Source organism: Reinekea blandensis MED297, assembly GCF_000153185.1.
Lineage (GTDB): Bacteria > Pseudomonadota > Gammaproteobacteria > Pseudomonadales > Natronospirillaceae > Reinekea > Reinekea blandensis.
The window spans coordinates 14,598-39,702 of record NZ_CH724149.1; the positions used below are offsets into that span (position 1 = coordinate 14,598).

Sequence of the window (25,105 nt, forward strand, 5' to 3'; positions counted from 1 at the left end):
ATTTTGATCACAGTGAAGCAGCATGATGACTGAATAGTATCAGAAAGGGGCGCGCTAGGATCACTTTTCATTGGATTCTCCATTAGAATCCCCATTACGTTGTAACCGGTTACCTGAGGCTCCTTGTCATCTTAGGAACCCCAGCCCAAATTCAGTATGGAAGTAGTAATTATGACCCCAATGACGCCCACTTTCGCCCAGCAGAATCTGATTCCGATCAGTCGCCAGGCCGCGACCGAAGGCATTGTACTTTTGGAAAACCTTGAGCAAACCCTGCCGTTGACAGAAGGCGAAACGCTCTCGGTTTTTGGCCGTTGCCAGATTGATACCTATCGCAGCGGGACCGGTTCCGGTGGCGCGGTGAATGTGCCTTATGCGATCAGTATTCTTCAGGGGTTGCGCGAGTCTGAACAGGTGACCGTGAATGAAACGTTGGCGGGTGTTTACGAGCAGTGGATTGGTCAGAACCCTTTCGACGACGGCGGTGGCGGTTGGGCCGCGGAGCCCTGGTTCCAGCAGGAGATGCCACTGACGGAGGCCCTGGTAGCCGAAGCCGCAGAGGCGAGCCATGTGGCCTTGGTCGTCATTGGCCGTACTGCCGGCGAGGATCAGGACAACGCCGATGCTCCTGGCAGTTATCGCTTAACCGACACCGAGCTCGCGATGATGGAGCTGGTCTGTGCCCGCTTTGATCGTGTCATCGTGGTGTTAAACGTGACCAACATCATTGATATGTCCTGGCTGAGTACATTGCAGGGACGTGATTCCATTAAGGCTGTCTTGTATAGCTGGGCCGCGGGAATGGAAGGTGGACATGCGCTTGCAGACGTACTTGCCGGACTCGAATCTCCCAGTGGTCGTTTGACCGACACCATCGCCTGGCGACTCGAAGACTATCCGTCATCGGCCAACTTTGGCCGACGTGATTACAACTGCTATGCCGAAGACATCTATGTCGGTTATCGCTATTTTGAAACCTTCAAGCCCGATGCCGTGCAGTACCCCTTCGGTGCCGGGTTGTCGTACACCCGGTTTGAACAGGCCCTGCAGCGATACAGTCTGCAGGGCGAAGGTGCGAGCGCTCAGCTGAAGTTTGAGTTCTCAGTCACCAATTTGGGTGATCAGGCTGGCAAAGAGGTGGTGCAACTTTATGTTGAAGCCCCTCAGGGTCAGCTCGGTAAGCCAGCGCGGGCTCTTGCCGGGTTTACCAAAACCGAAACGCTGGCACCCGGCGCAACCACCAACGTGGTCATCACTGTACCACTGTCGGTTCTGGCGTCTTACGACGACAGCGGCGTCACCGGTTATCCGAATGCTTATGTGCTTGAGGCAGGTGACTATCGCTTCTATTCCGGTGGTGATGTCCGGACGGCGCAGCGAATTGACGCTGACTGGTCTCAGACCGAGTTGCTGGTGATTGAGCAGCTCACTGAAGCGCTGGCCCCGATTCGTCCGTTTGCGCGCATGAAACCGGGTGCGCAGCTCGACGATGGCACCTATGAACTGACTTACGAAGCGGCGCCCCAGCGAAAAATTTCTCTCGCCGAGCGTATGCGATCCAATCGGCCGGCGGATCTTGCCATCACCGGCGATCAGGGTATTCGCCTGATCGATGTGAAGAATGGTGATGCAAGCCTGGAAGACTTTGTCGCCCAGATGAGCGTTGAACAGCTGGCCACCATTGTGCGCGGAGAAGGCATGTGCAGCCCGAAGGTGACGCCGGGGACGGCGGCGGCGTTTGGTGGCGTGACCGATGATCTCTTTGCGCTGGGCATTCCTATCGCCGCGGCAGCCGATGGCCCGTCCGGAATTCGAATGGACAGTGGTCACAAAGCGACTCAGGTTCCCATCGGCACCTTGCTGGCCTGTACCTGGAACGCCGAGTTGAACGAGAAACTGTTTGCTGGCGTTGGTGACGAACTTCGTGCCAACGACATTGATACGCTGTTGGGCCCGGGAATTAATATTCACCGTCACCCGTTGAACGGTCGGAACTTTGAGTATTTTTCAGAAGATCCGCTGATGACGGGTGCGATGGCGGCTGCGCAAACCCGTGGGCTGGGTCAGGCCGGTGTCTTTGCCACACTCAAACATCTGGTTGCAAACGATCAGGAAACCGCCCGTGTCGATGTCGACAGCGTCGTCTCGCAACGGGCGTTACGTGAAGTGCATCTGAAACCGTTTGAACTGGCGGTGAAAGAAGGCAATGCCAAAAGCATCATGACGGCCTACAACCCGGTGAACGGTCACTGGACCGCATCGAGTTACGATCTCAACACCACTATCGTTCGCGGTGAGTGGGCGTTCACTGGCATCCTGATGACCGACTGGTGGGCGAAGATGAATGATCCGGTGTTGGGCGGCACCGAAGCCCGCAACTTTACTTCCTTCATGGTGCGCTCGCAGAACGATCTGTACATGGTGGTGGAAAACGACGGTGCCGGTCGCAATGCGATGGACGATGACACGCTGGCCGCTTTAGACGCCGGAACGCTGAGCATCGGCGAACTGCAACGCAGTGCGATGAACATCTGCCGATTCATCATGAATGCGCCGGTGATGGAGCGTCCGTTGAAGGCATACGAACCGGTAAAAACCTTTGCACCCGATGCCTCACTATCTAAAGACGACACCATCAGCATTGCACATCCGCTGGAACTCAACCTGTCAAATCACGCGACGATGGTGATCGACGTGCCGGAGGACGGCGTGTATCGCGTGCACGGTAAACTGCGCTATGACCGCAATGGTCAGGCACAGTCAACGTGCAGTTTGCATCTGAACAATGAGTTCAGTCAGTCACTGTCGATCAACGGAACCGACGGTAAGGTTGTCGATGTCGACGGCTTAGAGATTCGCCTGGGTGCCGGTTGTTACGAGATGGACATCGACTTCGTTAAACCTGGCCTGGTGATTGAAACGCTGTCGTTTATTCGCGCTTAGTGTTGTGAACAGCAGGGTTAGTCCGACAGCTTGTCGGGGTAACCCTGTCGTTAATTGATAAGAACGCCATGCCTTCAGTGCTGCGCTTAAGATACCGAGTTCAAATCGCGCGATCGCGCGCGTTTCCGAACCAGATACAGCTCGCACAATCCTGCATTCAGGATCCAACCTGCCGTCATACAGATCGCCCGTCCGGTTTCGGTTTGAACGTCCGGCAACAGAAAAAAAGGAATGTGTGTGAACACCTGTGTGCCGGCTCCCATACCGAGTGCATACGCTCGCAACATCCATCGCCCATGTTCCGGAAACTGTCGACACCACAGCGCGCGCGTGCCAAGACCCAATTGAAGCAGCATGAGGGTACCAACCACAAGACGAACCAGATATAACACGACACCGTCTAACTCCGGCCAGGGGTAGGTGAGCGTCATCCACACTCCACTCAGCGCACACAGGTAACCGGCTGGCAATGTCAGTTTGCCAACTGCGGCATGCAAGCCGGGCCAGCGAACGCGCCACGGTGATAATTGCAGCAGCACACCGGGAGCGTAAATCAGTACGCTCAGAATGTGGATAACAACCGGCAATGGCTGGTCCACAAACCGCGCGTTGTCGACCGTTCGAGCGGCACCGCTCGCCAGTGACTCCAGCCGGATCAGGCCCGCCAGCATCGGAATCAGACACAGTAGAAACCCAAAGACCAGCCAGCCCCAGCCCCACGGTCGTCGTTGAGTACGCAAGAACGTGGCCATTAGCCTTGCTCCTGACAGTCCACCGCCACGTTCTGCGGTGCCCAAAGGTTGGTGGTCAGCAGCGCACCGGGACCGAAAACGTAGGTGGCGATGCCGGTGGCAACGGCTCCGCTGAACGGGTGTTGAGTGCGTACGGACAGCCAGGTTCGTTCTTCGCATACGGCGACTGGATCAATGGGGCTTCCCAGCTCCAGCAGGTCATAAGCGGCGTTGTGGTGCCATTGTCTTTCGGTGGTTGTGGCGGTTGTTTTGGGCGTTCCGTTGTCGAAGGTGATGGACGCGCAACCTGATAGGGCAACGGTCAGGGACAGAATCAGCAAAGTCGGTTTCATTCAGTTTTCCTCCGGCGTGTCACACCAAACTTTGACGGTGTGAGGGGTGTAGATACCTGCCGAGAAAGCAGCGGCCAGGGCATTGTGAATCGTGCGTTGGGCTTGCATCTGGCGCACAGAATACGGCGAGCAAATCGCTGACACATCCACGCGGTTGTCGCCCATCAAACCGAGCAGATAGGACGGTTTTTGCGCTTCATAGTGCGGTTCGGTGTGAGCCGTTTTCTGCCCACCGGGGGCGATGGTTACCGTGGAGCAACCTGTCAGCAGCAAGGCGACGGTGAGTAGCGCCAGAGGCAGTATTGGTTGAAATAGGTTCAGTGTCATAAGGGTCTCCGAGTAAATGACTCGACGTCGTCAAGTTCTGCAGGCATTGTATGTGTGCGAATTCGCTTGAGAATTGACAATATTTTCAATCGGGATATGCAAATATGCAGACTGAAGATTTTAAAAAATGGCAGACCCTTCGATTCGATTGGAATCGCGCGCGGGCTTTTCTACTGACGGCGGAAACCGGGTCATTGTCGGCCGCGGGGAAAGCACTGGGATTGACCCAGTCGACCGTTGGGCGTCAGGTGTCCGCGTTTGAAGCCGAGTTGGGGGTCGCTCTGTTTGAACGCAGCGCGACCGGCTTGAACATTACCCCCACCGGACTTCGGTTACTTGAAAGGCTCAGGGGTATGGGGAGTGCGGCGAATGAGTTTTATCTTGCCGCGACCGAAGCGTCTGAAACCCTGGAAGGGCACATAGCGATATCCGCCACCCAGCTGGCCGCAACCTATCTGCTGCCGCCATTAGTGATGGAGCTGGTGCGTAAAAACCCCGGCTTGAGTGTGGACCTGATGGCGACGAACCAAAGCAGTGACTTACGGCGGCGAGAAGCCGACATCGCGCTGCGAGCCTATCGTCCAGACCAACCGGATCTGATCGCTCGCAAGTTACGCGATGATACCTATCGGTTTTATGCCAGTCATGACTATGTCGAACGCATGGCGGGGCGATTAAACGCGAAACACAGCCAGGAACTGACTTTCATTGGTTTTGATCAGGCGCATCGAATCGTCGACTTGCTGCAGTCCCAGGGGCTGAATGTTTCATTGGATAATTTCGCGATCGCTTCCAATGAGCATCCAGCCCATTGGGAGCTGACCAAGCAGGGTGCCGGCATTGGATTGATGTTATCCGAAGTGGGGGATCAGGAGCCACGGGTAGCTAACGTTTTACCGGACATTCGTCTGCCCACGTCGGAGTTGTGGATTGTTGCACATCGGGACGTAAAGACCAGCCGTCGACTGCGACTGGTTTGGGACTTCCTGATTGAACGGATGGCGCAAGATTATTGAGCCGTTTGAAAAGCAACCTCGGAACCACCGATCTTCGCCGACGTATAACAAGCTGTCAGCTTCAACAATGGCCGGGCACATCGCCACTGCCTCGAAATGATCGACACCCGATATCGGACTCATGGCGTGTTCAGCGTCGGCAAGCAGAGTTTGCCTGACGGTTCGTTGCCATCGTGTTTGATGCTTTATCGTTGGTAACAACCGAGGATTGTCTGCCATTGGCATAACCGCTGCCGGCACTTTTTTAAAAACATGACAAGTGCTTATCCTGGTTTCAAATTGACAGGTTTCTAATGACAGGTTAAATGTATCCATTCAAGGTTTTTTGTAACGGGTGAATGCGTCCAGCTGTCTGTTCATCAGAATGAAATTTATAGAGATAAGGGTTTGATATGAACCGCACGCATACTCAAATTATAATTATCGTTCTGTGTTTTTTAGTGTTGGGGGCAGGCTCAATGGTTCGAGCAGAAAACCTCGACAAAATCAGCTTGCAGAGTGACATCCTGCAACAGCCGATGGAAATCTTGGTTTACCAACCCCCTGAGGCTGAACCTTCCGAAACCTTCCCTGTTTTGTATTTGTTCCATGGTCAGAGTGAGTCACCGGCCATGTTTAAACGCTTGGGTTTGTTCCGAAAAGCTGAGCAAATGATTCTCAATAATGAGATTAAACCCGTCATTATTGTTGCGGTCGATATTCAAAACAGTTTTGGTGTCAATACCCTCGAATCGGCCGATGTGCAAATCCCAAACGGGCCCTTCATTCATTATGATGGCGGCTTTTATGAAGATTATCTTGTCAACGAAGTGGTTCCGTTTATTGAGTCACATTATCCCGCGCAGACCCACGCTGGTGGTCGTTACGTTGGGGGTATTTCGATGGGCGGCTTTGCAGCATTGCATTTAGCGTTCCGGCATCCAGAACTGTTCTCAAAAGTAGGCGGGCACAGTCCTGCGTTGGTCACGGATGAAAGTTTTGACTGGTTGTATCCCGACCACGAGACGTGGCTGAACCGTAACCCTTTGCGGCTGGCACAGTCTGAGGATCTAAGTGCGCTTAATGTGTATCTGGACATTGGGTTACAAGATCAGTGGGGTTTTATTCCGGCAACAAAGACGCTGGCGGAAAGCCTGAAACAAAACGGCATTGACTGCCTGCTTTCCTTAACCGAAGGCGGGCATACATCAACCTATTGGTCGCGGAAGATTCCAGACTATTTGATGTTTTATGTTGGCCGCGAAGACATTTAATTTTTATCGCGATTGCGGATCAGGAGGTTAAATCGCTGTCGACTGTCCCTCAGTTTTAGTTTGATGATTTTGCGTTCTTCATCAGACCGGGCGTCTGGTGCCGCGGTCTGGCTTGCAGATTAGGGGTCTACCCAGCATTACCCTGAAACAACAGCACAATAGACAGCAGCACCAGGGTCATTCCGATCCACTCAACAGGGCGTATGCGTTCGTTAAAAAACCGGTACGTTATTAACACGGTAAACAGAAACTCAATCTGACCGAGTGTTTTCACAATCGCCGCTTCCTGTAATGAAAAAGCCGTGAACCAGCCAATGCTGCCGAGCACGCCGGTGATACCAATGAACCAACCCAGGCGTTGCTGTTGCCATAATGCTCGCCAGCCGTCGGGCTGGCGCCATTGCAGTAACAAGGTGCAAAGCCCGCCCTGAATCGCCAGCGAGAGTGTCAGCATGAAGGCCGCGGAAAACAGTGCGGATGTCGGCATGAGCTGACTGCCGGCACGAATGAATACCGATGTGATGCCAAAGCACAAACCGGCACCCAGGCCAAGCAACAACGATTCGGGTTGAATCAGTCGCTTCTTGGTCACCGACGATTTTTGCAGGCTGACCAGCGCGATGCCGGCAAAGCCCAGCACCATGGCAAGCCATGTCCAAACGGTAAACCAGGCACCGAAAAACACAGCAGCCAAGATGGCGGCCATCAGCGCCTCGGTTTTTGCATAGGTCGTGCCGACGGCAAAGTTCCCCAAACTGAGCAACTTCACGAGTAACCCTGTTGCTAATAACTGTGCGACGGAGGCGAGAATCAGGTAGCCCCAGAATTGGCCAGCCAGCTTCAGGCTCGTTGGCCGTTCGTTTACCCAAAGCAGCAATAAATAGACGATCGCCAATGGCAATCCGAATCCGTACCGAGACCAGGTAGCCTGCAGTGTACTCAGCGAGCCGGTCATGTGTTTCTGACCCGCGGTGCGGATCGACTGCATCAGCGCCGCCAAGATCGTAAAGGCTACCCAAACCATGATGCGTACCCAGTAAAAAGGAAACGATCCTACTCCGCAGGGTGGATGACGACCAATCAAATCTTGGAATGCTGAGGATGCCTGAACGGAATAGACAACTGGAACGCGTTTGGGTGCGTCGTGTCGGAAGGGCGGTCACCCTGAGATGGACTCAGGGTCACCGGAGCTGACAATCAGGCGAGGGCCGGATTGGCGGTGCCTTTTGGTAAGGCACTGTCGTTGGCCTTGACCTCTTGGTAAGCGGCCAGGTCAGTATAGAGTTCGTCTTTCAACGGGTTCAGTCGACGGCTGCGGATGCGATACACCTGATACACCAGGACGCCAACGTTCGCTGCAATACTTAACAGGGAAACAAACCACATTGCGTTAGTATCCTGCGACGCTTTGACGGCAAACATTGAGTTGTCGACAAAGTTCGGGAACGCCATGACAAACATCATCCAGAACGCGAGTGTATGGGCCCGGTGTTGCAGCCAGGCACCTTTGCACAGAGTGAAGGATGGAATGGTGCAGGCAATCAACAGTGCTGCGCCGGCGTAGAAGGAATGGTCCGGTACGCAGTTGTACACATAGGCAAAGTTCCACAGGTCATAAGCGATGATCCAGAACCAGAGCATGTCTGGCCAGAGCATGTCTTTGCTGCTTTTACGGCTGATGACGATACCCGCCCAACCGCAGATGGTGATGATATTCAGTAAACCCGCCACGCCATTGACGATGTTCCAGTGCCCACCGGTGATCATCATGCCATCGTGCAGGCCAGAAAATGAGGACACCTGAAACTCGCGAATCACCGCTTCCAGAATGTTCAATCCGAGAATGAACGCCGGGAAGAACAACAGGGCTTTGTACTTTTTGGCCAGATCGGTGTAACGAATCAGCATAAAGCCAAGGCAACCGGCCAGCGCTGAATAGACTTTGACCCAGTGGAACCAGGTGCCGACACTGCTGCCGGCATCGCCTTCATGTTGCCATAAGGTGAACGGCAATATGATGGGCAGAACGACAAAGAAAAACAGCGCCGCCCACATTGAGCGCCGGGAAATTTCATTCAGCAGAATCAGAGCGCCCAGGACGACAAACCAGGCGACAGCGGAATACCAGGGAATGGGTTCGAACAAAAACATAGACGTTCTCCTCGGGTCTGAAGACCCGCGTTTATTGTTGTTATGGGCGCACCGTGAGGCTGCGCTGCATCAATGGTTGAATTGATCATTAGGAGTATAAAAAGATCATATCTGGCGCTGTAGATCCGAAAACAGGCCGCGCCTGACCTGAAAACAGGACAATGAAGGAGCCGGCATGCCGACTTACGATGATCTGAATCTGTTTGCGTTGACCGTGCGCCATAAAGGCATCAGTGCTGCGGCCCGTGCCTGTGGATTGCAGCGCTCTAAACTCAGTCGTCGGTTGCAGGTGTTAGAGGAAAAGCTGGGATATCAGTTGCTGATTCGAACCACGCGCAGCATCGAACTGACTGAGCAGGGGCAGTGGTTGTATGAGCAGGTTCGTACGCCATTGATCACGCTGACTGAGGTGATGGATGTTTTAGCGGATCAGCGTGAGCGGCCCCACGGGCGCTTGCGGCTGGCCATTCCTCCGGTGCTTGGGGTGACTGACTTTTTTACTCAGGTGATCGAACGTTATGCCCGCCAGTACCCGGATGTCATGCTGGACATTCGCCACCACACGCAGGCGGTGGACCTGCGACGGACCAACACCGACATTCAGGTGCTACCGGTGTACCGCCGGCCGGTAGACGATGATTATATTCAACAACACCTGGTGCATCTGCCCTGTCAGATGGTGGCCGCGCCCGAATATCTGGAACGGTTTGGTTGCCCTGACTCTCTGGAATCGCTGGCCGATCACCGGCTGTTAGGCAACCGGTATGCCCGTACGCAACTGCCCGACCAGATGAACATGCACGTCTACAGTGAAGATCTTCATTTGCTGCGCAACCTGGCGCGTGATGGCCAGGGTATTACGCTGTTGCCTGCGGTGATGTTGGAAAACTGTCTCGACACGCAGCAGCTGGTACCGGTGTTAGAGCAACAACGCTTTGAAGACCTGCAGGTAAAGCTGGTCTACGCGTCGCTCCCGTATCTGTCGGAGAAAAGCCGTTCGATGATTCAGCTGTTGCGTGACACGTTGACCGAGAAAGGCATCATTTCTTATCCGGTCTGATCATCCGACGTTGGTGCATCGTTCTTCTGGTTTGTTGCGGACTCTGTTGAATTCTGACGCTTCTGAAGTACGCGTGCGCCGATCCAGAAAATCAGGAACATGCCAATGGCCACCCACATCAGCGTCAGGTTCTGGCTTTTCACCGCACCGGAAAACATGACATACGGAACCGCATGCAGCAGTTGCAGTGGCCAGTTGATCATCATGTAGGTGCGCAAAGGTAAGGTGCCGCTGGCGACCAGAATATTTTTGACCATGTAAGGCAAGACCGGCAGTGCGACCAGACCCACCGCCCAATTCACCTGAGACGATTCATTCATCGCCGGGGCCTGATACCCACGACGATCCAGAAAGCGTTTCACCAGTGGTTTGATGTACGAATGCATGGCGGCAAAGCACATCAGCATGTGGCCGGCCATGGCAATGCCGATGACCAGCATGCCCCAGCCGAAACCGAATTTTGCGCCGGCCATGATGCAAAACAAGCTGACCGGAATACCGAGTACCGGCAGGAACACCAGTGCCAATAAATACCATTCCGTCTGCGCATTGGGGTTCAGCACAAAATCTTTGATCTGCCCAAGCATCTGGCCAATGTCATTGGCAAAAGTCAGCACCATGGCAACCACCACCATGGCCACCAACGTCAGTGCCAGCCAGAGAGAGGCGCGGGATCGCCGCGAGCGGGATTCAGTCATCAGGAGACATCCTTATCATCGATCAGCGTCTGGCTGACCGCCGAGAGTTTCTGTTGCAGCAGTTGCCATTCGGCCTGCAGTTTCGTAGTCAGATTATCCAGCACCGGAAACTCTTCATTGCGCAGGGTATCGGGTTCGTACCAATCGATCGTCTGCTGGTACCAGTTCAGTAACAGTTCACCGCTGCGACGATCGGAGAACCGTTCGGCCGTGTCCAGCGCGGGCTGTTGTCTTTGTGATAGCGCGTCGCGGTCATTCAGCAGCTCCGCGCACTTGTCGGCAAAAGTTTCAGGTGGGGTGCTGTCGGAGAGCAACAAGCCGTTATCGTTGTTGACGACATCGTCGACACCCGGTGCCGACAGCGCGACCACAGGGGTGCCGGCGGCCATCGCTTCACTGACCACCATGCCCTGGGTTTCGGATTGTGAAGAAAACACAAACAGATCCATCGCGGCGTAGGCGTCGACCAGGTCCTGACCGCTGAGCCGGCCGAGCCAGATGATCTGATCCGCGACGCCCTCTTTTGTTGCGGTTTCGCGAATGTGGTTTTCGCTCGGTCCGGAACCGGCAATGATCCATCGACGCTGCGGATCGTCTTTGAGTAGACGGAACATCGCCTCGCTCAGGTACTCAAGGTTCTTCTCTTTCGCCAGGCGGCCAACGTGGCCGACGATCGGTGCGTCTTCCGGTAGGTTCAGACGCTCACGAGCGGTTTTTTGATCGGCGTCTTTGAATCGGCTCATGACCACCCCGGTGGGGATGACATCGATGGGGCTTTCGACACCGCGTTCGCGAATGAGTGTCTGGATGCTGGTGCTGGGTGCGACGATGGCATCGCAGAGGTTGGCGTACTCGGTGGCCAGCTCGGCTGCAAACTGCGGCATCAAAGACGATTGTTCACTGACGTAATGGGTGTACTGTTCATAGCGGGTGTGGTGCGTGAACACCAGTGGTACCTGATAGCGGCGTGCCATGCGCACCGCCGTATCGCCCAGTAAAAACGGATGATGGCTGTGCACCAGATCGAACGAGAGTTCATCCAGCAGCGCCGTCAGTGCAAATGGCACCGGCAAACGCACGGAAAAATCACTGCCGTTGTAGTTCTGCATGGCCGGGACGCGGATCACGTCCTCATGCAGGGTAAATACCGATCCCTCGCTGCCCTCAAATTCCGGGGCCACAATGATCACGCGGTGCCCGGCGTTTCGCAGGACCTCCGCGGTTTGAGAAACCGAGTTGGCGACGCCGCCAACGTGCGGTAAGTAGGTGTTAGTGAACATCAGAATGTTCATTCATGCTCTCCTTGTGATCAGTGACCGGATGCAGGCGAATGGCGCCGGCCTGCTCCCGGTATTGAAACTGTTGATACCCCGGAATCGCGACCTGCAGTTCAGGGATGTGCTGCGACTCATGCCAGTCGGTGTCCAGGCGTATTCGTCGATCGTCCGCCGGACCGTCGATGGTCACGGTTACGGCCCCCCAGGGCGTGAGTGTCGGACCGAAGTGCAGTCGCTCGTCGCTGTTCAGCCAGGATGCGCGCAACCCGGAACCGATGATCAGCTGGTCGTTCTCTTCCCGGACGAACAGATTGCGGATCATCATCAGATACTCAGCCGCCGCCCAACCGTGTTGACCGTCGCCCATGCAGCCGCCGCCGGAACTCGGGTGCACGGCTTCAGGCCAGTGTCCGGTCGGTGAGGCGGCTTTGGCCACCGTGTCCAACAGATCGTGAACGCGGTCATCGCCCTGTCGCAGCAGCGTTTGCGCGACGGCCAGTGTCAGGTAGATGTTCTGCCCTGAGTGAATCATGTCCTGAAAGAATGCGCCTTTATAGAAACAGTGGTCAATCAGAAAATTAGCGGTGGCGGCCATCGCCGGATCATTGGCCGCGTTCAGTTGCAGTGGGTAATCGGCCACCATGGAGCCGATGGCCCCGGAATCCATCCGTCGGTATGGCGATGCCGGAATGCCGCCCTGACGACGGTGCGGTTCAATGCTGTCGATGGACTGCTGAACGTCTGTTTCCAGGGTGTTGCGCAGCCGATCAACCTCGACCGCATCGTCTTCCAGACCATGACGGCGGAACAGATCCGCAATGCCGCGCAGGCCGCCAATAGCCCAGAAGTCGTCCCAGTAGTAGTGATCGTTCGGGCCGAAATGCTCGGCACTGAACCCGGCCGGAAACAGACCGTGATGGCGGGTACCGGGCGCCTGTTCCCGTTTTTTCTCAATCCATTGCACGGCCTTGCGAGCGGCGCGTACCAGATCATCATTGAGTGATTGTCCGCTCAGCGCTTCGTAGCGGTTAAACATCCACAACACCTGACCGTTTGAATCCCATTCACCTTCCTGAGATTGAAAATAGCCATCGTGTTTCTGCTGTTTGCGAAAGTCCGGCAACGCACGTCCAACCCGGTCCGGGAGATTGACGGCCAATAAGGCGTTCATCATCAGACAGGCGTCCCGGAACCAGAACCGCTTATAGGTGTAAGGCCCGGGAACGATGTCTTCGGCGCTGAGCAGGGTCAGTGTTTTCAGGTTGGTGTCATACAGCGTCTGCAGTTGTCGATCCGGCACATTCAGTACCGCGGCCGATTTGAGTACCTCGTCCCAGGTGGCAGAACGTTCACCACGCGTCGACTCGCGGGATTGTTCCCGGCTGAGATCGATGCTTAATGACAGGGCGCGCTGTCCCTGTTCGCGCGGTATGTCGAACGCCAGCGCGGCGGTTGCCATCCCGGCATCGCAACGGATGCTCTGTTGTTCACTCGCGACGTTCCGTGCGACATCGGTGGCGACATCGCCGTGTCGGTAGTTCGACAAGTAGACCTCATCGCTGGGTTGGTCGAAAGCGATGGCCGTGTCTTTGTTGACCGTAAACTGGTGTGGCGAGTCCACAGCGATCTGTTCGATAAACTGAATGCCTTCCGGATTGTAAGGGCGCGCCGCCACCAGCATGCGACCGCCATCAGGCATCTGCCCGTGCAATGACACCGTCAGCTCCGGATGCCCCTGAGCATTGAGAATCAGCTCCGTAATCGCGGTCAGCGTGCCCGCTTCGGTGTCAAAAATCGATTCGACCTGCAAGCGTCCGTCGGTGTTCAGGCGCTGTTGGAAATCAGCATGTCGGCTTGGGAAATACAGTGTGCCTTGGGTGTCCTGAAGCCAGAAATCGAGCGACCAACCGTCATACAGCGGGGTAATCAATCCGCGCGGATCAACGATTGGGTACAGCGCCATGTTGGGCAAACCAACGGCAGACCAGTCGCGATGTGTCAGGTTGACGTGACTGAAACTGAACGCGCGCGGCACAAAACTCGGATCCCCGGGTTTGAATTGTTTCTCAACCCAATAAGGCCAAACCCAGTCGAGATTGGTTTGGATGGCTTTGGTGTTAATCAGGCCGCGAGCATGAAACGTCACCCCGGCACGGAGCAACTCAATAGGTTCGGCGACTTCGGAGGGTTGAGAAAATTTTCTCAGACGCGCAAGAAAAGAGACTGGATTGATGAAACCGTAGTGATGCGCCGCCCGCTGCATCAGGTATTTCCACGGTAGCATTTTGGAAAGCATAATGTGGTCCTCTTTGCATTCGATGAATGGCGAACTGACCTTGCTGTGGGTGTCTGCCGGGGTGTTGCCTAACGCATACGACCCCTCTAAAGGCCGGCACTTGTCTGTATGGGGTTGGGTCGGTTGAGGAATTTTCAACCATACCGGGGTAACCTGACGCTCGACCGGAGCGCCAGGCGTTTTATGTTATTGGGTCAGTTTACGGGCCAGATGAATGGTTTTTGCGTCTCGTTTACGCCGCACCCGAATGTTGAGCATCTCAACGCCAAACGAAAACGCCATGGCGAAATAGATGTAGCCCTTAGGCACATGAATCTCAAAACCTTCCGCGATCAGCGTGAAGCCAATCAAGATTAAAAACGACAGTGCCAGCATCTTGATGGTTGGGTGTTCATCGACAAAATCACCTATGGCTTTGGCTGAAAACAGCATCACCGAGACCGAAACCAAAACAGCAATGACCATAATCGAGAGATGTTCAACCAAGCCAACCGCGGTGATGACCGAGTCGAGAGAGAAGACAATATCCAGTAAGGCAATCTGAGCGAGGATGGCCCCAAAGCTGGCGGCCTGAGTGCTTTGTGAATGCTCTGGACTGATTTCCAGACTGGCGTGAATTTCATGTGTGGACTTGGCGATCAGGAACAGGCCACCCACTATCAGAATCAGATCTCGTCCGCTGACCGCGTGCCCGAACAGATGGAACCAGGGTTCAACCAGACCCATCACCCAGACAATACTGAACAGGAGGGTCAGGCGTGCCAGCATGGCCAGACCCAGCCCGAGTCGGCGAGCTTTGTCCCGCTGCGCCGGTGGCAGTCGGCCGACGAGAATGGAAATAAAGATGATGTTGTCGATGCCGAGAACAATTTCCAGAGCAATCAATGTGCTCAGTGCGATCCAGGCTTCGGGACTGGCAATCCATTCAAACATGGTCATTCCTTTACGGTGTTAAAACGCTATTGGTATCACACAAATGTGATGGCAAACAGAGTCAAAAGTCCAAGTTGGGATTTGACCCATGCCAGAGAAAGCTAAAGAGTGTATGATAAAATGTAAGCGCTTACATCATTGAGCAATAAGAAGGAAAACTCATGTATCAACGTATTATCCCGGTTGCCGGTCTGCTGACCGTTGGTCTGATTTCTGGTTGTCAGACTTTGCCACAAGCACCCGATGCCCAAGTCGGCGACGGCTGGTCGCTGGTTTGGCATGACGAGTTCAGCGGACAGACCATTGATCGCGAGAAGTGGGGCTTTGAAACCAACTGTTGGGGCGGCGGCAACAACGAGTTGCAGTGCTACACCGATCGCCCCGACAACGCCTTTATCCGTGACGGCAAACTGGTCATCCGAGCTCAGGAAGAATCCTTTACCGGGCCAGCAGAACCGCTGGAATGGGAAAGCGAGGCCGGTGAGACAACACTGCCTTACACCTCGGCGCGCTTGCGCACGTTGAACAAAGGTGACTGGACCTACGGTCGTATCGAAGTCCGCGCCCGCATTCCCGGCGGTCAGGGTGTCTGGCCGGCGATTTGGATGTTGCCAACCGACTGGGTCTACGGCGGTTGGGCATCCAGCGGTGAAATCGACATCATGGAAGCGGTGAACCTGGGCGGTGACGAGATGGCCGTACACGGCACTCTGCATTACGGCAGTGACTGGCCAAACAATGTTTCCAGTGGCGCCAGCTATACCTTCGGAGACAGCGACCCGACGGAGGACTTCCACACCTACGCTATTGAATGGGCCAACGGTGAAATCCGCTGGTATGTCGATGACGTGCATTACGCGACGCAACGCGAATCCGGCTGGTACTCACAAAGTCCCAATGCTGATGGTGAGGTGGTCAATTATCCGGGAGCGGCGCCCTTTGATCAGCGCTTTCATCTGTTGATGAACGTCGCCATTGGCGGTAACTGGCCGGGCAATCCGGATGAAACGACCGAGTTGCCGGTAGAAATGGAAGTCGACTATGTGCGTGTGTACGAATGCCCGAGTGCCCGCGAATCGCTGATTACCTGTGCGACGAAAAACCGCAAAGCCGAACGGGTCTTTGGCCATCAGCCACCGGTGATCAGCGATGCTGAAATCGAGTTCGATCCGACGCTAACCGAGCAGGACACCGTGACCATTTACGGTGACGAGGCACTGCCGCCGTTTGCATTCGGACAGTACGTTGCCAACGGCTCGGTGTTAATGACGGAGCTGTCGGAAGAAGATCGCGGACAGGTGACGCAGGTACAGTTCAACACCGATGAGTCGGTGGTGTACTGGCAGGCGCCCGTCGGTTTCGACTTCAGCGAGTTCGCAACGGTGTCATTCGACATGAAGATCGTCAGCGATCTGCGCGAGTCCGGTGGCATGATCATGAAAGTCGATTGTTTCCATCCGTGCAGTTCCGGAGAAGTGCCGTTTGAAACCGCACCGGTCGGTGAATGGCGTCATTATGAGTTTGTGTTGGACGATCTGTTGGCGAATCCGGGGTCCACGTTGGATCTGAGCAATGTGAACACGCCGTTGGTGGTGTCGCCGGACTGGGGTAACCAACAGGGTGTGGTGATTCTTTTAGATAACGTGGTTTGGTCGCGATAGGTCATCTCAAAACGCTCAATTGATGATGGCTGTCACGAGTCTGCTGAAGGGCTGATGGCGCATGGCGAACCGATGTGCGTCATCAACCCTTATGGTAGGCTGGACTGACTGGCTGTTGTTTATTGATCGGAAGGAGTCTGACTTGAACACCTCTGTAAAAGCGGCGATGGGCTTAACATTGGTCCCGGTGCTTGTACTCGCTGCACTCGTATGGCTCCGGGGTAACCTTCATCCGGAGGAAGCGCCGACGTCTCGGCTTCCTACTGACCCTGCTGCTGATGTCATTTCGGACTTGACCGCCTCGAACACGCCAACGCCGAAATTTTCTGTTGATCGTGTTCAACCAGCATCATCGGCCGGTGATGCCGTCACGGTGACGCCTCCGTCAGATTTGCTGCGTTGGTACTCCAACCAACCGACACCTGAAGTCATGTCGTTGTTCTTTGAGCCCGATGAACAGCGATTGCAGATTTATGTCGAAAAAGCGAATGAAGACATCGAGGGCTTTCTGGCGTTAGTGGCCAGCGTGCAGACGGACGATCCTTATCTTGGTGTTGCGGTATGGGACGCCTTGTCGGTTCGGGACTATGACCGTCTGCTTCCTTACCTGACGGTCAGTGAGACCCTTGCTGATGTCGCTTTCAACAAGGGGCTTCACCGAAATAATCCGTCAGCCTTCGACGCGGCCTATAAGTACTGGCAAACGCAGTCGCCGTCGGAGATCCCCAAAGGCGTTTTGCTGTCGGCGATGGAGTTTGGTAAAGAAGGCAGCTTTGAGGTCGCCCGATCCTTTGTCGTGGAACGTGAACACCCGCTTGAGGTATTTGAGATGCTGGCGATCTATGATCAACCGGATTTGGCGTCATTGGCGCGTTCGGTCTGGCAGACTGCCGCATCGGACTTTGGCAGCGTCGACAGTTTCGACCGGGCCATTCTTGCCGCGCAGTATGCGGGCAGTCGGGACGCGCTATTGGAAATCAGTAACCTGATCACCCACTTTCCCTTGGCAGAGAGCGAATTCTACCGAATGAAGTTATCGTTTATTCGAGTCCCCGACCTGGACGAACTGCATGATAAAGTTTTGATGCTTGAATACGTAGCCGAGGAGCGGGCCTGGGAACTCATGGAGTAGCGTGTCCACAGGCCCTGTTACATCAGAAGGCCAGATTCAGATTGGCGGTGACGGTACGTTCGGCACCGTACCAGCAGTTATCGGTGTCGTAGCAGCGATAAGTGGTTTCATCGGTGACGTTGTTGACCATCAGATTGATCGACGAGCCATCCAGCATCGGCAGCAGATACGCCAGTTCATAACCAACGGAGAGATCATAAACGGTCGACGCCGGCACGGTATCGGAGTTCACCGAATCGATTTGCATGTCGCCGACGTAACGAACACCGCCACCCAGACGAGTCCCTTGAAGCCAGCCGCGTGACAGTCGGTATTGCGTCCAGAGTTGTGCGCTGTGTTCGGGAACCCAGATCGGCGTTTTACCTTCCAGTCCGCCATTGGCATCGTCGGTGATGGTCATGTCGGTGTAGGCATAGCCAGCCTGCACCGTCCAGTCAGGAGACAAGGCCACGCGCGATCCCAGTTCCACGCCTTTCGACACTAGTTCACCGACTTGCAGCTGGGCGCCGTAAGGGTCAGCAGGGTTCGCGACCAGCGCGTCCGATTTGGTGATGTGAAAGTAGGACCCGCTCAGGTTAACGGCCTCGTTGCCGGACACGAATTTCACACCCGCTTCGATCTGCTGACCCAGTTCAGGGTCATAACCGTTGCCTTCGTCATCCTGGCCGGTAGCCGGCTCAAACGAGGTTGCGAAGCTGGCGAACGGCGCAGCACCATAGGCTAGTTCATACAGTGCGCCGACTCGATACGACCATTGTTGGTGATCGGCTTCGGTCTTGGTTGTGCTTGCGGCGGTCACGATGCTTTCGCTCTGATAATCGTCGTATCGGGCGCCCGCAATCAAAACCAGATTCTGCCATCGCAGTTGGTTTTGCGCATAAGCGCCGAGCTGTTGAACGCTTACATCATCGTCCTGCTGATAAACTTCGGTCAGTGTATCGGGATCGAGCAGGTCGTTGTTCGGTTCGAAGATGTTAAACAAATAGAAATCGCTGTTGCTGGTCTGGAATTCGCGGTAGTCGGCATTGCCTTTGAGTTGCTGATAGTCCAACCCAAGCAGCAGGTTGTGTTCAACAGGGCCGGTAAACAGACGACCGGAGAGTTGATTATCAAGCGTCAGCCCGGTCAGCGTTTCATCGGTGCTGTAAATGTTGCGACCGAGAGTGCCGGTGTTTTCATCAAAGCTTGCGCTGCGATGGTAGGTATTTTTTTGCGCCAGGCTGGCGTCGGTGTAAGCGCCGTTGTGCAAAAACGTCCAGTCATCGGCCAAGGTGTGGCTGAGTTTGTAGCCGACCCGGAATACTTCGCGGCTGAGCTTGTTCCAGTTTTTATCGCCGACAAAGGTGGTCGGGTCGGTTGTGCCATTGGGGTTGTCATACAACATGCCGGAGGCGGGGATGGCAGAGTTCATGCCCATCGCCGGGTCGTTTTGATAATAGGCGTTCAGGTTGATCAGTGTGCGCTCACTGACTTGCCAGTCGACGGACGGCGCGATCAGATAGGTTTGTTCTTCGGTGGTGTCGACCTGACCAGCCCGATGGCTGCCTTTGGCAATCAAACGATAGCTCAGGTCGGTATTGCCGAGTGCACCTGCGGTGTCGATTGCCGCAGACACATGTTGGTGGGACCCGGCACTGAGATCAATTTGGGTTTCTGGCGTCCGGGTCGGCGCGCGGCTGATGATGTTGACCATGCCACCGGGCGGCATTGTGCCGTACAACACAGATGTCGGACCTTTGAACACTTCCACCTGCTCGATGGCGACTGGATCGATCTGCGCCTGCAGGTTCCAACCGTTCAGGTAAGGCAGTACCAGGCCGTCGTAGTAGCTGCGGTTCACCCCGAAGCCCCGGATGGTAAAGGTGTCAAACAACGTCACGGCGCCGCCGCGCACTTCGGTTGTGACACCCGGGGCATAGCGCAATGCCTGGCTGAGCGTGTCGGCGTCGTGCGCCTTAATCTGGTCGCCATCGATGACAGAAATACCCTGTGGGGTTTCCTCGGGTTCCAGTGCGGTTTTGGTGGCGGTATTACGGTATACCTCGGCAGTGACTTCCAACAGGTCGAGAACCTCATTAGCCAATGCAGTGGGGGATAAGGTCACCACGGCAGACAGAGTCAGTGCGAGTGGTGTGTATCGTCGGGTGGTATTTGCCAGCCTGGTTTGGGTCAACATCATGGATTGGGTTTCCGGTTATGAATGGATTTAAATGAGAATCATTTGCATATAGGATCATAACGAGGAAGTCCCGTTGAAAATTAACAATTTGGTGCATGTCAGCCTTTAACCGTCGATAGGTAACCAGTACTCGGCGTTTACCATCTCTGAACCTGCGGTTTCACTCGGCAGGTAGCGCTCAAACTCAAAGCGGTTGTTTGAGTGATGAACATCCGCATTCGGCAGCCATTCGGCCAGCAACCAGGTGACGGCGTGCTTAAAATGGTCGATCGGCCCCTGATACGGCAGTACCGCATAGTCGCTGGTGGGCAGTGACAGTTTTTCCAGAAACACCGGCGCCGACGGTTTGCTTTGCTCAATGCCGGTCCAATACACAAGCTGACCAAGTGTGGGTTGTGAAAAGGTGTCGATCAGTCCGATACGCGGCCTGTCCGTTGGCAGACGGCGGTGGGTGAGTTGTTGAAAGTGTTGCCAGGCGGCTGGAATCCGATCTTCAAAATTCGGTTGGCCTGACAGCAGACCGTTGATCCGCGTCGGCAGTCCGCAGAAGTCAAAAGCCGGCTTATGTTCCAGACGGACGTGATAAAGGGTGTTGGCCGGCAGGTTCAGCCGGGAGACATCCGCACGTTGCAGCGGCGTTCGGATGCCACTGCGCAGACCGCGTTTGCGGTATTGATGCGGAGAGACCTTAAAAAACTGCTTGAAGGCGCGGCTGAAGGCGACTTCCGAGCCGAAACCGAACGACAAGGCAATGTCGAGGACCCGGTCTGAGTTTTCGAGTAAGCAGTCGGCAGCCAAGCTGAGTTTGAGTTCGCGTACATACTGCGCCACGGTGTAACCGGTGTACGCGACAAAGACACGTTGTAACTGCCAGCGGGACCAGGCACTTTGGGCGGCCAGGGTATCAAGCGACATCGGCTCATGAATATGTCGGTGAATGTAATCCAGCAGCTGGTCGAGGCGATTAAAGCGGGTGTCGTTTTGCACGATCAGAGTTCCAGAGTTCAGTACAAACAGAAAACCGTTTGGTCATGTCAGTTTGCGGTCGAATCAACAGGTGTTGTTTCCAGGCGGTTGGCATCCACCGCAAAACCAAACCCAGGTACGGTTTTAATTAACGACTCTCCCCCTTGTGGTTTCAGGCTCTGCCGCAAGCGGTGCATGTGAACCCGGAGTTTGTTGCTGTCCGGCAAATCGTCGCCCCAAACCGCCCGTGTTAACTGTTGCTGGGAGACCGGGTTCGGGCTGTCTCGTAACAGGGTTTCCAGCAACCGGAAGGTAATGGGTGTCAGACTGACGGGGGCCCGATTCAGCACACAGGTACGGCGTTGGGCATCCAGTTTGAGAGGCCCTGCAGACAACTGATGGCTGATGATCGAGCGTCGCGCTGCCAGCGCCCGAACCCGCAGAAACACCTCTTCAATGTCGACCGGTTTCACCAGAAAATCATCGGCACCGGCATTAAACCCTGTGATTTTGTCGTTCAACGAGCCGCGTTTCGACAGCAGGAGCACCGGGGTATCAATGCCTTGCCTGCGCAGCTTTCTTAACAAGTTCAATCCGCCGGTTGGCGTGGGATCCAGATCGAGCAGGATGACGTGACAGCGTTGTTCGGCAACCAGATCCAGTGCTTTGATTCGCGTGGGCGCGTAATCGCACAGAATGTCATCGCGTTCGAGACGATCACTCAGGGTCGTCGCCAGCGTCGGGTCGTCGGCAATCAGCAGGCAGTGAGACATCGTGGTTACTCAGATTGCAAAGGTTCGGACAGTCGTGGCCAGCGTAACGTTTTCTTAATGCTGGCGGTCGCTATAATGCGGGCCAGTTTTTCTAAATGCAAATGATTATTGTTTGTAATTAAGCAGAGGAGTTGCCAGTGAGCTTGGTTTCGATACCGGATGAAGCGTCCACGTCTTTGATTTCGCGCCTGATGGAGTTGGTTCAGATCGGTGGGCCGGTGGTGTGGCTGCTCTTGCTGCTGTCCGTGTTTTCACTGACGTTGGTGTTCATCAAACTGTGGCAGCTGGCGCAGATCCGTCCTGAGTCCGATGCTGGCTTGACCCAGGCGCTGTCTTACTGGCGACAAGGTGAGAGAGCCCTGGCATTGAACTCTTTGCAAGGAGATCGCCCGGTCACAGATATGGTGCGCTTTGCGATGCAGAATCTTGAGCAAGGCGTTGACGCAGGTTATCTCGCTCATGAGCTGTCGCGACAGGCGAATGTGCTTGTGCAGCAGTTACGAGCTTATCTGCGCCCGCTCGATGTCATTGCCGGTTTGAGCCCGTTGTTAGGTCTGTTGGGTACCGTGTCTGGGATGATTCTTGCGTTTCAGCAAATGGAAACCGCCGGACGTCAGGTGGATCCTTCGATTCTCTCAGGCGGCATCTGGCAGGCATTGCTGACGACGGCGGCGGGGTTGGTGGTCGCCATTCCGGTAGCCACAGCACACAGTTGGTTTGAACGAAAGGCGGAACGTGTCAGCCATCGTCTCAACGATGCCTTTACTCAGTTAGTTGCCGTGCCACCGTCTGAGCACAAGACCGTGTCTGATCGATATCAGGACGCTGAAGCGGCATGATGGTCGAGCTTCCGCCGCCGCGATCTTCGCGAATCAGCATGACGCCATTGATTGATGTGGTGTTCATTCTGTTGTTGTTCTTCATGCTGACATCTTCGCTGTCTGCCTTTTCACAGATTGAACTGACCTCGGCCGGAGCAGGCTCGACGACCTCTGTCGTCGACGCAGACCAAGCGTCGCGGTTTCGGGTGCAGGCGAACGGGCAGGTTGAATACGACGGCCAGGTTTATGATCTGTTATCTGAGGCTCTGTCGAAAACCCTTGCGCTACTGGCGCAGCAGGATGCCGCGGTGATCGTTTCAGCACACCCGGAAGCGAGCGTGCAGGATCTGATTGATTTGATGGACCGTGCGTATCGGGCCGGCGTTGTTCAGTTGAGTGTGGCGGAGTCGAGTCAATGAAGCCGTTGGTGACGGTACCTGAATCGACTTCGTCCGGTCAGACGTTGGATGAAAGCATGGTTCCGGCCATTAACATTGTTTTCCTGTTATTGATCTTCTTTATGATCGCCGGCCAGTTTGGTGTCCCGTCGATAACAGCCCCGGTACCAGAATCGGGTGCGCAGGATTCACTGACCCCCAGTGAGCATGTTCTGTATGTGCTTGGGCCAAATGAATATCAACTCGATAGCCGCTCGGTGCAAACATCCGTTGTTGATGCCCTGCATGATTTAGGTGAACCGAAGGACATTGAACTGATTATCGCCGTCGACCGATCACTGCCGACATCGGTTCTTGATCCGGTATTGCGGGCAAGCCGGGAGGCGGGCTTGCAACGTGTTTTGATTGCAACGGAGACGACCCGATGATTCGCCATTGGCAGGTTGTGTTCGCGGCTTTTTTGGCGCTTGTTTTTCATTTTTTTGTCGCTGGTTTATGGCTGCTATTGACGGAGCCGAAAACGGAACAACGGGTGACGTTGCCGGAGCCAATGACGACGATTGCCGTGAGCATTGCACCGGCGTCGACTTCACTTCCTGTTGAGGATAGCGAACCGTCCACAATTGTTTCAGCGGAACCGGCACAACTTCCGCAACCCACCCCTGAAAATTCTGAGACGTCGGTTGACGAGCCAATAGCGGTATCACAAGCTGTTTCAGAACCAGAACCAGAACCAGAACCAGAACCAGAACCAGAACCAGAACCAGAACCAGAACCAGAACCAGAACCAGAACCAGAACCCGTTGAAAACGTAGTGCCAGAAAGGGTGCCGGCCTTGCCGTCATCGGTTCAAACCGCGTTGGCATCGACTTCAGTTTCTTCAGAAAAAGCAATCGAAGAAACCGTGGATGAACCAAAAAATAATGCGGTGGTCACTCAGAACGAAGATGTCAAAACAGATGAAGGCTCAAATGAAAACCAACAAGAGCCGCTAGCGACATCACCGGTGAAACAGCACTACCTGGATGAAGTGTCTGCGCGCCTGAGTCGTTATAAACGCTACCCGTATCGTCTGAAAAAACAGGGCATTACCGGCATCACAACGATTCAGTTTGTGATTCTGTCTAACGGGCGTATTGCCCAACTAAAAGTGCTTGAGAGTTCCGGAAACGAACGTCTCGATCAGGCGGCCATCAACATGGTTCAGCGAGCGAGCCCGTTCCCGAGGTTGCCTTCGGATCTGGCTGAGCGTTCATTAACCTTAACTTTGCCGGTCGCTTACTCCCTGAGTTCATAACACTGCAAGGCTTCAGCGAATACCATGTTCCGCCATGATCCGTTCGACATCGATTTTTAGCAATCCCTGATTAATGATGTCGGTCCAACGTCGTCCTTCCGGAGTGTTGCGTAGGGCAACAAACAGTTGTTTTGTCGTTAACAGTCTCGGGTTCATTTGTACTGTTGGTTTCAACTCCGTCAGTGCACGATCATGGTCCATCAGGAAATGAAAAACGTTCGGATCAATCACGGCAAGATCCACCCGGCGATGCGCCACCATCAGAATGTTGATGCTGTCACTGACGACTGTTTCGGTGTTGATTTGCCCTGCTGCAATGAGAGCGTCCAGTTCCGGCGTATTCACATAATCCTGCACGACACCCAGGCGAAAAGCCTGCAGATCCTCGAGTGAAAACCAGGGAACCGGTCGCTGACGGTTTTCTAAAAATCCCAATGGACCGTGGCCAATGGCATTGGAAAAAATAAAGTCTTCGGTCTCATACCAGTACTCGGGAAAGTAACCCTGGTAGCTCGGCTCGGCCATCGCGGTGCGGACAGCTCGTGGCCAGGGAAAAAAAGTGACCTCTAAATCGTGACCCATCACCTCGAGTGCCGCACGAACCACAGCCACTGACGCGCCTGAGTTTTTAAGTTCACTGTCGGAATAGGGCGGCCAACGTAACGACGTCAGTTTCAGCGTGTCTGCTTGAACAACAGAAGCGAAGAGTGTGAACAAAAATACAAACTGGATTACTGCAAACGGCATAAATAAAAATCCAGAACGGAAGACTCTATGAGTATAGCAATAAGTCCGCGAACTGCTTTTCTGATCATTTTGAATCGAAGCTAATTGGCGAGT

The 25,105-nt window shown here is 54.7% G+C and carries 24 protein-coding genes; 11 read left to right on the forward strand and 13 right to left on the reverse strand.

The window, feature by feature from the left end; genetic code table 11:
• The first annotated feature begins 171 nt into the window (after positions 1-171).
• Positions 172-2,943, forward strand: a complete 2,772-nt coding sequence (locus MED297_RS00290; protein WP_040556349.1) for a glycoside hydrolase family 3 protein — start codon at positions 172-174, stop codon at positions 2,941-2,943.
• An 86-nt stretch (positions 2,944-3,029) separates the two neighbouring features.
• On the opposite strand, the gene MED297_RS00295 is transcribed toward MED297_RS00290, so the two are convergent.
• Genes MED297_RS00295 through MED297_RS00305 form a run of 3 tightly spaced genes read right to left on the reverse strand, consistent with a single transcriptional unit; the run spans position 3,030 to position 4,354 of the window.
• Complete coding sequence (locus MED297_RS00295) at positions 3,030-3,695, reverse strand: DUF2306 domain-containing protein (protein WP_008041276.1); 666 nt, start codon at positions 3,693-3,695, stop codon at positions 3,030-3,032.
• Positions 3,695-4,027 (reverse strand): hypothetical protein, encoded by a 333-nt coding sequence (locus MED297_RS22260; protein ID WP_008041277.1) that lies wholly within the window; start codon positions 4,025-4,027, stop codon positions 3,695-3,697. The genes MED297_RS00295 and MED297_RS22260 overlap by 1 nt, the downstream gene beginning before the upstream one ends.
• Entirely contained in the window at positions 4,028-4,354 is a 327-nt protein-coding gene (locus MED297_RS00305) for a Bor family protein (protein WP_008041278.1), read from the reverse strand.
• Between the two features lie 104 nt (positions 4,355-4,458).
• On the opposite strand from MED297_RS00305, the gene MED297_RS00310 reads away from it, so the two are divergent.
• On the forward strand, positions 4,459-5,370 hold the full coding sequence (locus MED297_RS00310; protein WP_008041279.1) for a LysR family transcriptional regulator: 912 nt from the start codon (positions 4,459-4,461) through the stop codon (positions 5,368-5,370).
• A gap of 458 nt (positions 5,371-5,828) precedes the next feature.
• Complete coding sequence (locus tag MED297_RS00315; protein WP_161599249.1) at positions 5,829-6,623, forward strand: alpha/beta hydrolase; 795 nt, start codon at positions 5,829-5,831, stop codon at positions 6,621-6,623.
• Positions 6,624-6,750: 127 nt separating this feature from the next.
• Here the strand turns inward: MED297_RS00315 and MED297_RS00320 are convergent, their stop codons facing one another.
• Together MED297_RS00320 and MED297_RS00325 are read right to left on the reverse strand one after the other, a co-directional pair.
• Complete coding sequence (locus tag MED297_RS00320) at positions 6,751-7,647, reverse strand: DMT family transporter (RefSeq protein WP_008041281.1); 897 nt, start codon at positions 7,645-7,647, stop codon at positions 6,751-6,753.
• A 173-nt stretch (positions 7,648-7,820) separates the two neighbouring features.
• Positions 7,821-8,774: a DUF5692 family protein gene (locus MED297_RS00325; RefSeq protein ID WP_008041282.1), complete on the reverse strand. Its 954-nt coding sequence runs from the start codon at positions 8,772-8,774 to the stop codon at positions 7,821-7,823.
• A 175-nt stretch (positions 8,775-8,949) separates the two neighbouring features.
• Here MED297_RS00325 and MED297_RS00330 point away from each other — a divergent pair, with 175 nt between their 5' ends.
• Positions 8,950-9,834: a LysR family transcriptional regulator gene (locus MED297_RS00330; protein WP_008041283.1), complete on the forward strand. Its 885-nt coding sequence runs from the start codon at positions 8,950-8,952 to the stop codon at positions 9,832-9,834.
• On the opposite strand, the gene MED297_RS00335 is transcribed toward MED297_RS00330, so the two are convergent.
• The 3 genes from MED297_RS00335 to MED297_RS00345 are packed head-to-tail and all read right to left on the reverse strand — an operon-like array spanning position 9,822 to position 14,105.
• Positions 9,822-10,532 carry a TVP38/TMEM64 family protein gene (locus tag MED297_RS00335; protein WP_008041284.1) on the reverse strand — a complete coding sequence of 237 codons (711 nt, stop codon included), beginning with the start codon at positions 10,530-10,532 and terminating at the stop codon, positions 9,822-9,824. The genes MED297_RS00330 and MED297_RS00335 overlap by 13 nt on opposite strands.
• Positions 10,532-11,824, reverse strand: a complete 1,293-nt coding sequence (locus MED297_RS00340; protein ID WP_008041285.1) for a glycosyltransferase — start codon at positions 11,822-11,824, stop codon at positions 10,532-10,534. The genes MED297_RS00335 and MED297_RS00340 overlap by 1 nt, the downstream gene beginning before the upstream one ends.
• Positions 11,802-14,105, reverse strand: a complete 2,304-nt coding sequence (locus tag MED297_RS00345) for a hypothetical protein (RefSeq protein WP_040556351.1) — start codon at positions 14,103-14,105, stop codon at positions 11,802-11,804. Before MED297_RS00345 ends, MED297_RS00340 begins: the two co-directional genes overlap by 23 nt.
• 1 nt (position 14,106) lies before the next feature.
• Here MED297_RS00345 and MED297_RS22585 point away from each other — a divergent pair, with 1 nt between their 5' ends.
• Positions 14,107-14,232 (forward strand): hypothetical protein, encoded by a 126-nt coding sequence (locus MED297_RS22585; RefSeq protein ID WP_272912035.1) that lies wholly within the window; start codon positions 14,107-14,109, stop codon positions 14,230-14,232.
• Between the two features lie 59 nt (positions 14,233-14,291).
• On the opposite strand, the gene MED297_RS00350 is transcribed toward MED297_RS22585, so the two are convergent.
• A complete protein-coding gene (locus MED297_RS00350) occupies positions 14,292-15,038 on the reverse strand; it encodes a TerC family protein (protein ID WP_040556353.1) in 747 nt (248 codons plus the stop codon).
• Between the two features lie 161 nt (positions 15,039-15,199).
• On the opposite strand from MED297_RS00350, the gene MED297_RS00355 reads away from it, so the two are divergent.
• Positions 15,200-16,699, forward strand: a complete 1,500-nt coding sequence (locus MED297_RS00355; RefSeq protein ID WP_008041290.1) for a glycoside hydrolase family 16 protein — start codon at positions 15,200-15,202, stop codon at positions 16,697-16,699.
• A gap of 142 nt (positions 16,700-16,841) precedes the next feature.
• Complete coding sequence (locus tag MED297_RS00360) at positions 16,842-17,831, forward strand: hypothetical protein (RefSeq protein WP_154650796.1); 990 nt, start codon at positions 16,842-16,844, stop codon at positions 17,829-17,831.
• Between the two features lie 22 nt (positions 17,832-17,853).
• Here MED297_RS00360 and MED297_RS00365 read toward each other — a convergent pair whose 3' ends face one another.
• The 3 genes from MED297_RS00365 to MED297_RS00375 form a co-directional block, all read right to left on the reverse strand.
• On the reverse strand, positions 17,854-20,010 hold the full coding sequence (locus MED297_RS00365) for a TonB-dependent siderophore receptor (RefSeq protein WP_008041294.1): 2,157 nt from the start codon (positions 20,008-20,010) through the stop codon (positions 17,854-17,856).
• A 105-nt stretch (positions 20,011-20,115) separates the two neighbouring features.
• Positions 20,116-20,997: a helix-turn-helix domain-containing protein gene (locus tag MED297_RS00370; protein ID WP_008041296.1), complete on the reverse strand. Its 882-nt coding sequence runs from the start codon at positions 20,995-20,997 to the stop codon at positions 20,116-20,118.
• A gap of 47 nt (positions 20,998-21,044) precedes the next feature.
• Positions 21,045-21,749, reverse strand: a complete 705-nt coding sequence (locus MED297_RS00375) for a response regulator transcription factor (protein WP_008041298.1) — start codon at positions 21,747-21,749, stop codon at positions 21,045-21,047.
• A gap of 137 nt (positions 21,750-21,886) precedes the next feature.
• On the opposite strand from MED297_RS00375, the gene MED297_RS00380 reads away from it, so the two are divergent.
• From MED297_RS00380 to MED297_RS00395, 4 genes are read left to right on the forward strand one after another with little or no spacing between them, the layout of a single operon-like run.
• The gene (locus MED297_RS00380; protein WP_008041299.1) at positions 21,887-22,588 is read left to right on the forward strand and encodes a MotA/TolQ/ExbB proton channel family protein; all 702 of its coding nucleotides are present in this window, start codon (positions 21,887-21,889) and stop codon (positions 22,586-22,588) included.
• Positions 22,585-22,989 (forward strand): ExbD/TolR family protein, encoded by a 405-nt coding sequence (locus MED297_RS20915; protein ID WP_008041301.1) that lies wholly within the window; start codon positions 22,585-22,587, stop codon positions 22,987-22,989. Before MED297_RS00380 ends, MED297_RS20915 begins: the two co-directional genes overlap by 4 nt.
• Entirely contained in the window at positions 22,986-23,396 is a 411-nt protein-coding gene (locus tag MED297_RS00390; RefSeq protein WP_008041302.1) for an ExbD/TolR family protein, read from the forward strand. Before MED297_RS20915 ends, MED297_RS00390 begins: the two co-directional genes overlap by 4 nt.
• Positions 23,393-24,265 carry an energy transducer TonB gene (locus MED297_RS00395; protein WP_008041304.1) on the forward strand — a complete coding sequence of 291 codons (873 nt, stop codon included), beginning with the start codon at positions 23,393-23,395 and terminating at the stop codon, positions 24,263-24,265. The genes MED297_RS00390 and MED297_RS00395 overlap by 4 nt, the downstream gene beginning before the upstream one ends.
• A 12-nt stretch (positions 24,266-24,277) precedes the next feature.
• Here MED297_RS00395 and MED297_RS00400 read toward each other — a convergent pair whose 3' ends face one another.
• A complete protein-coding gene (locus MED297_RS00400) occupies positions 24,278-25,012 on the reverse strand; it encodes a substrate-binding periplasmic protein (protein WP_008041306.1) in 735 nt (244 codons plus the stop codon).
• Positions 25,013-25,105: the final 93 nt, after the last annotated feature.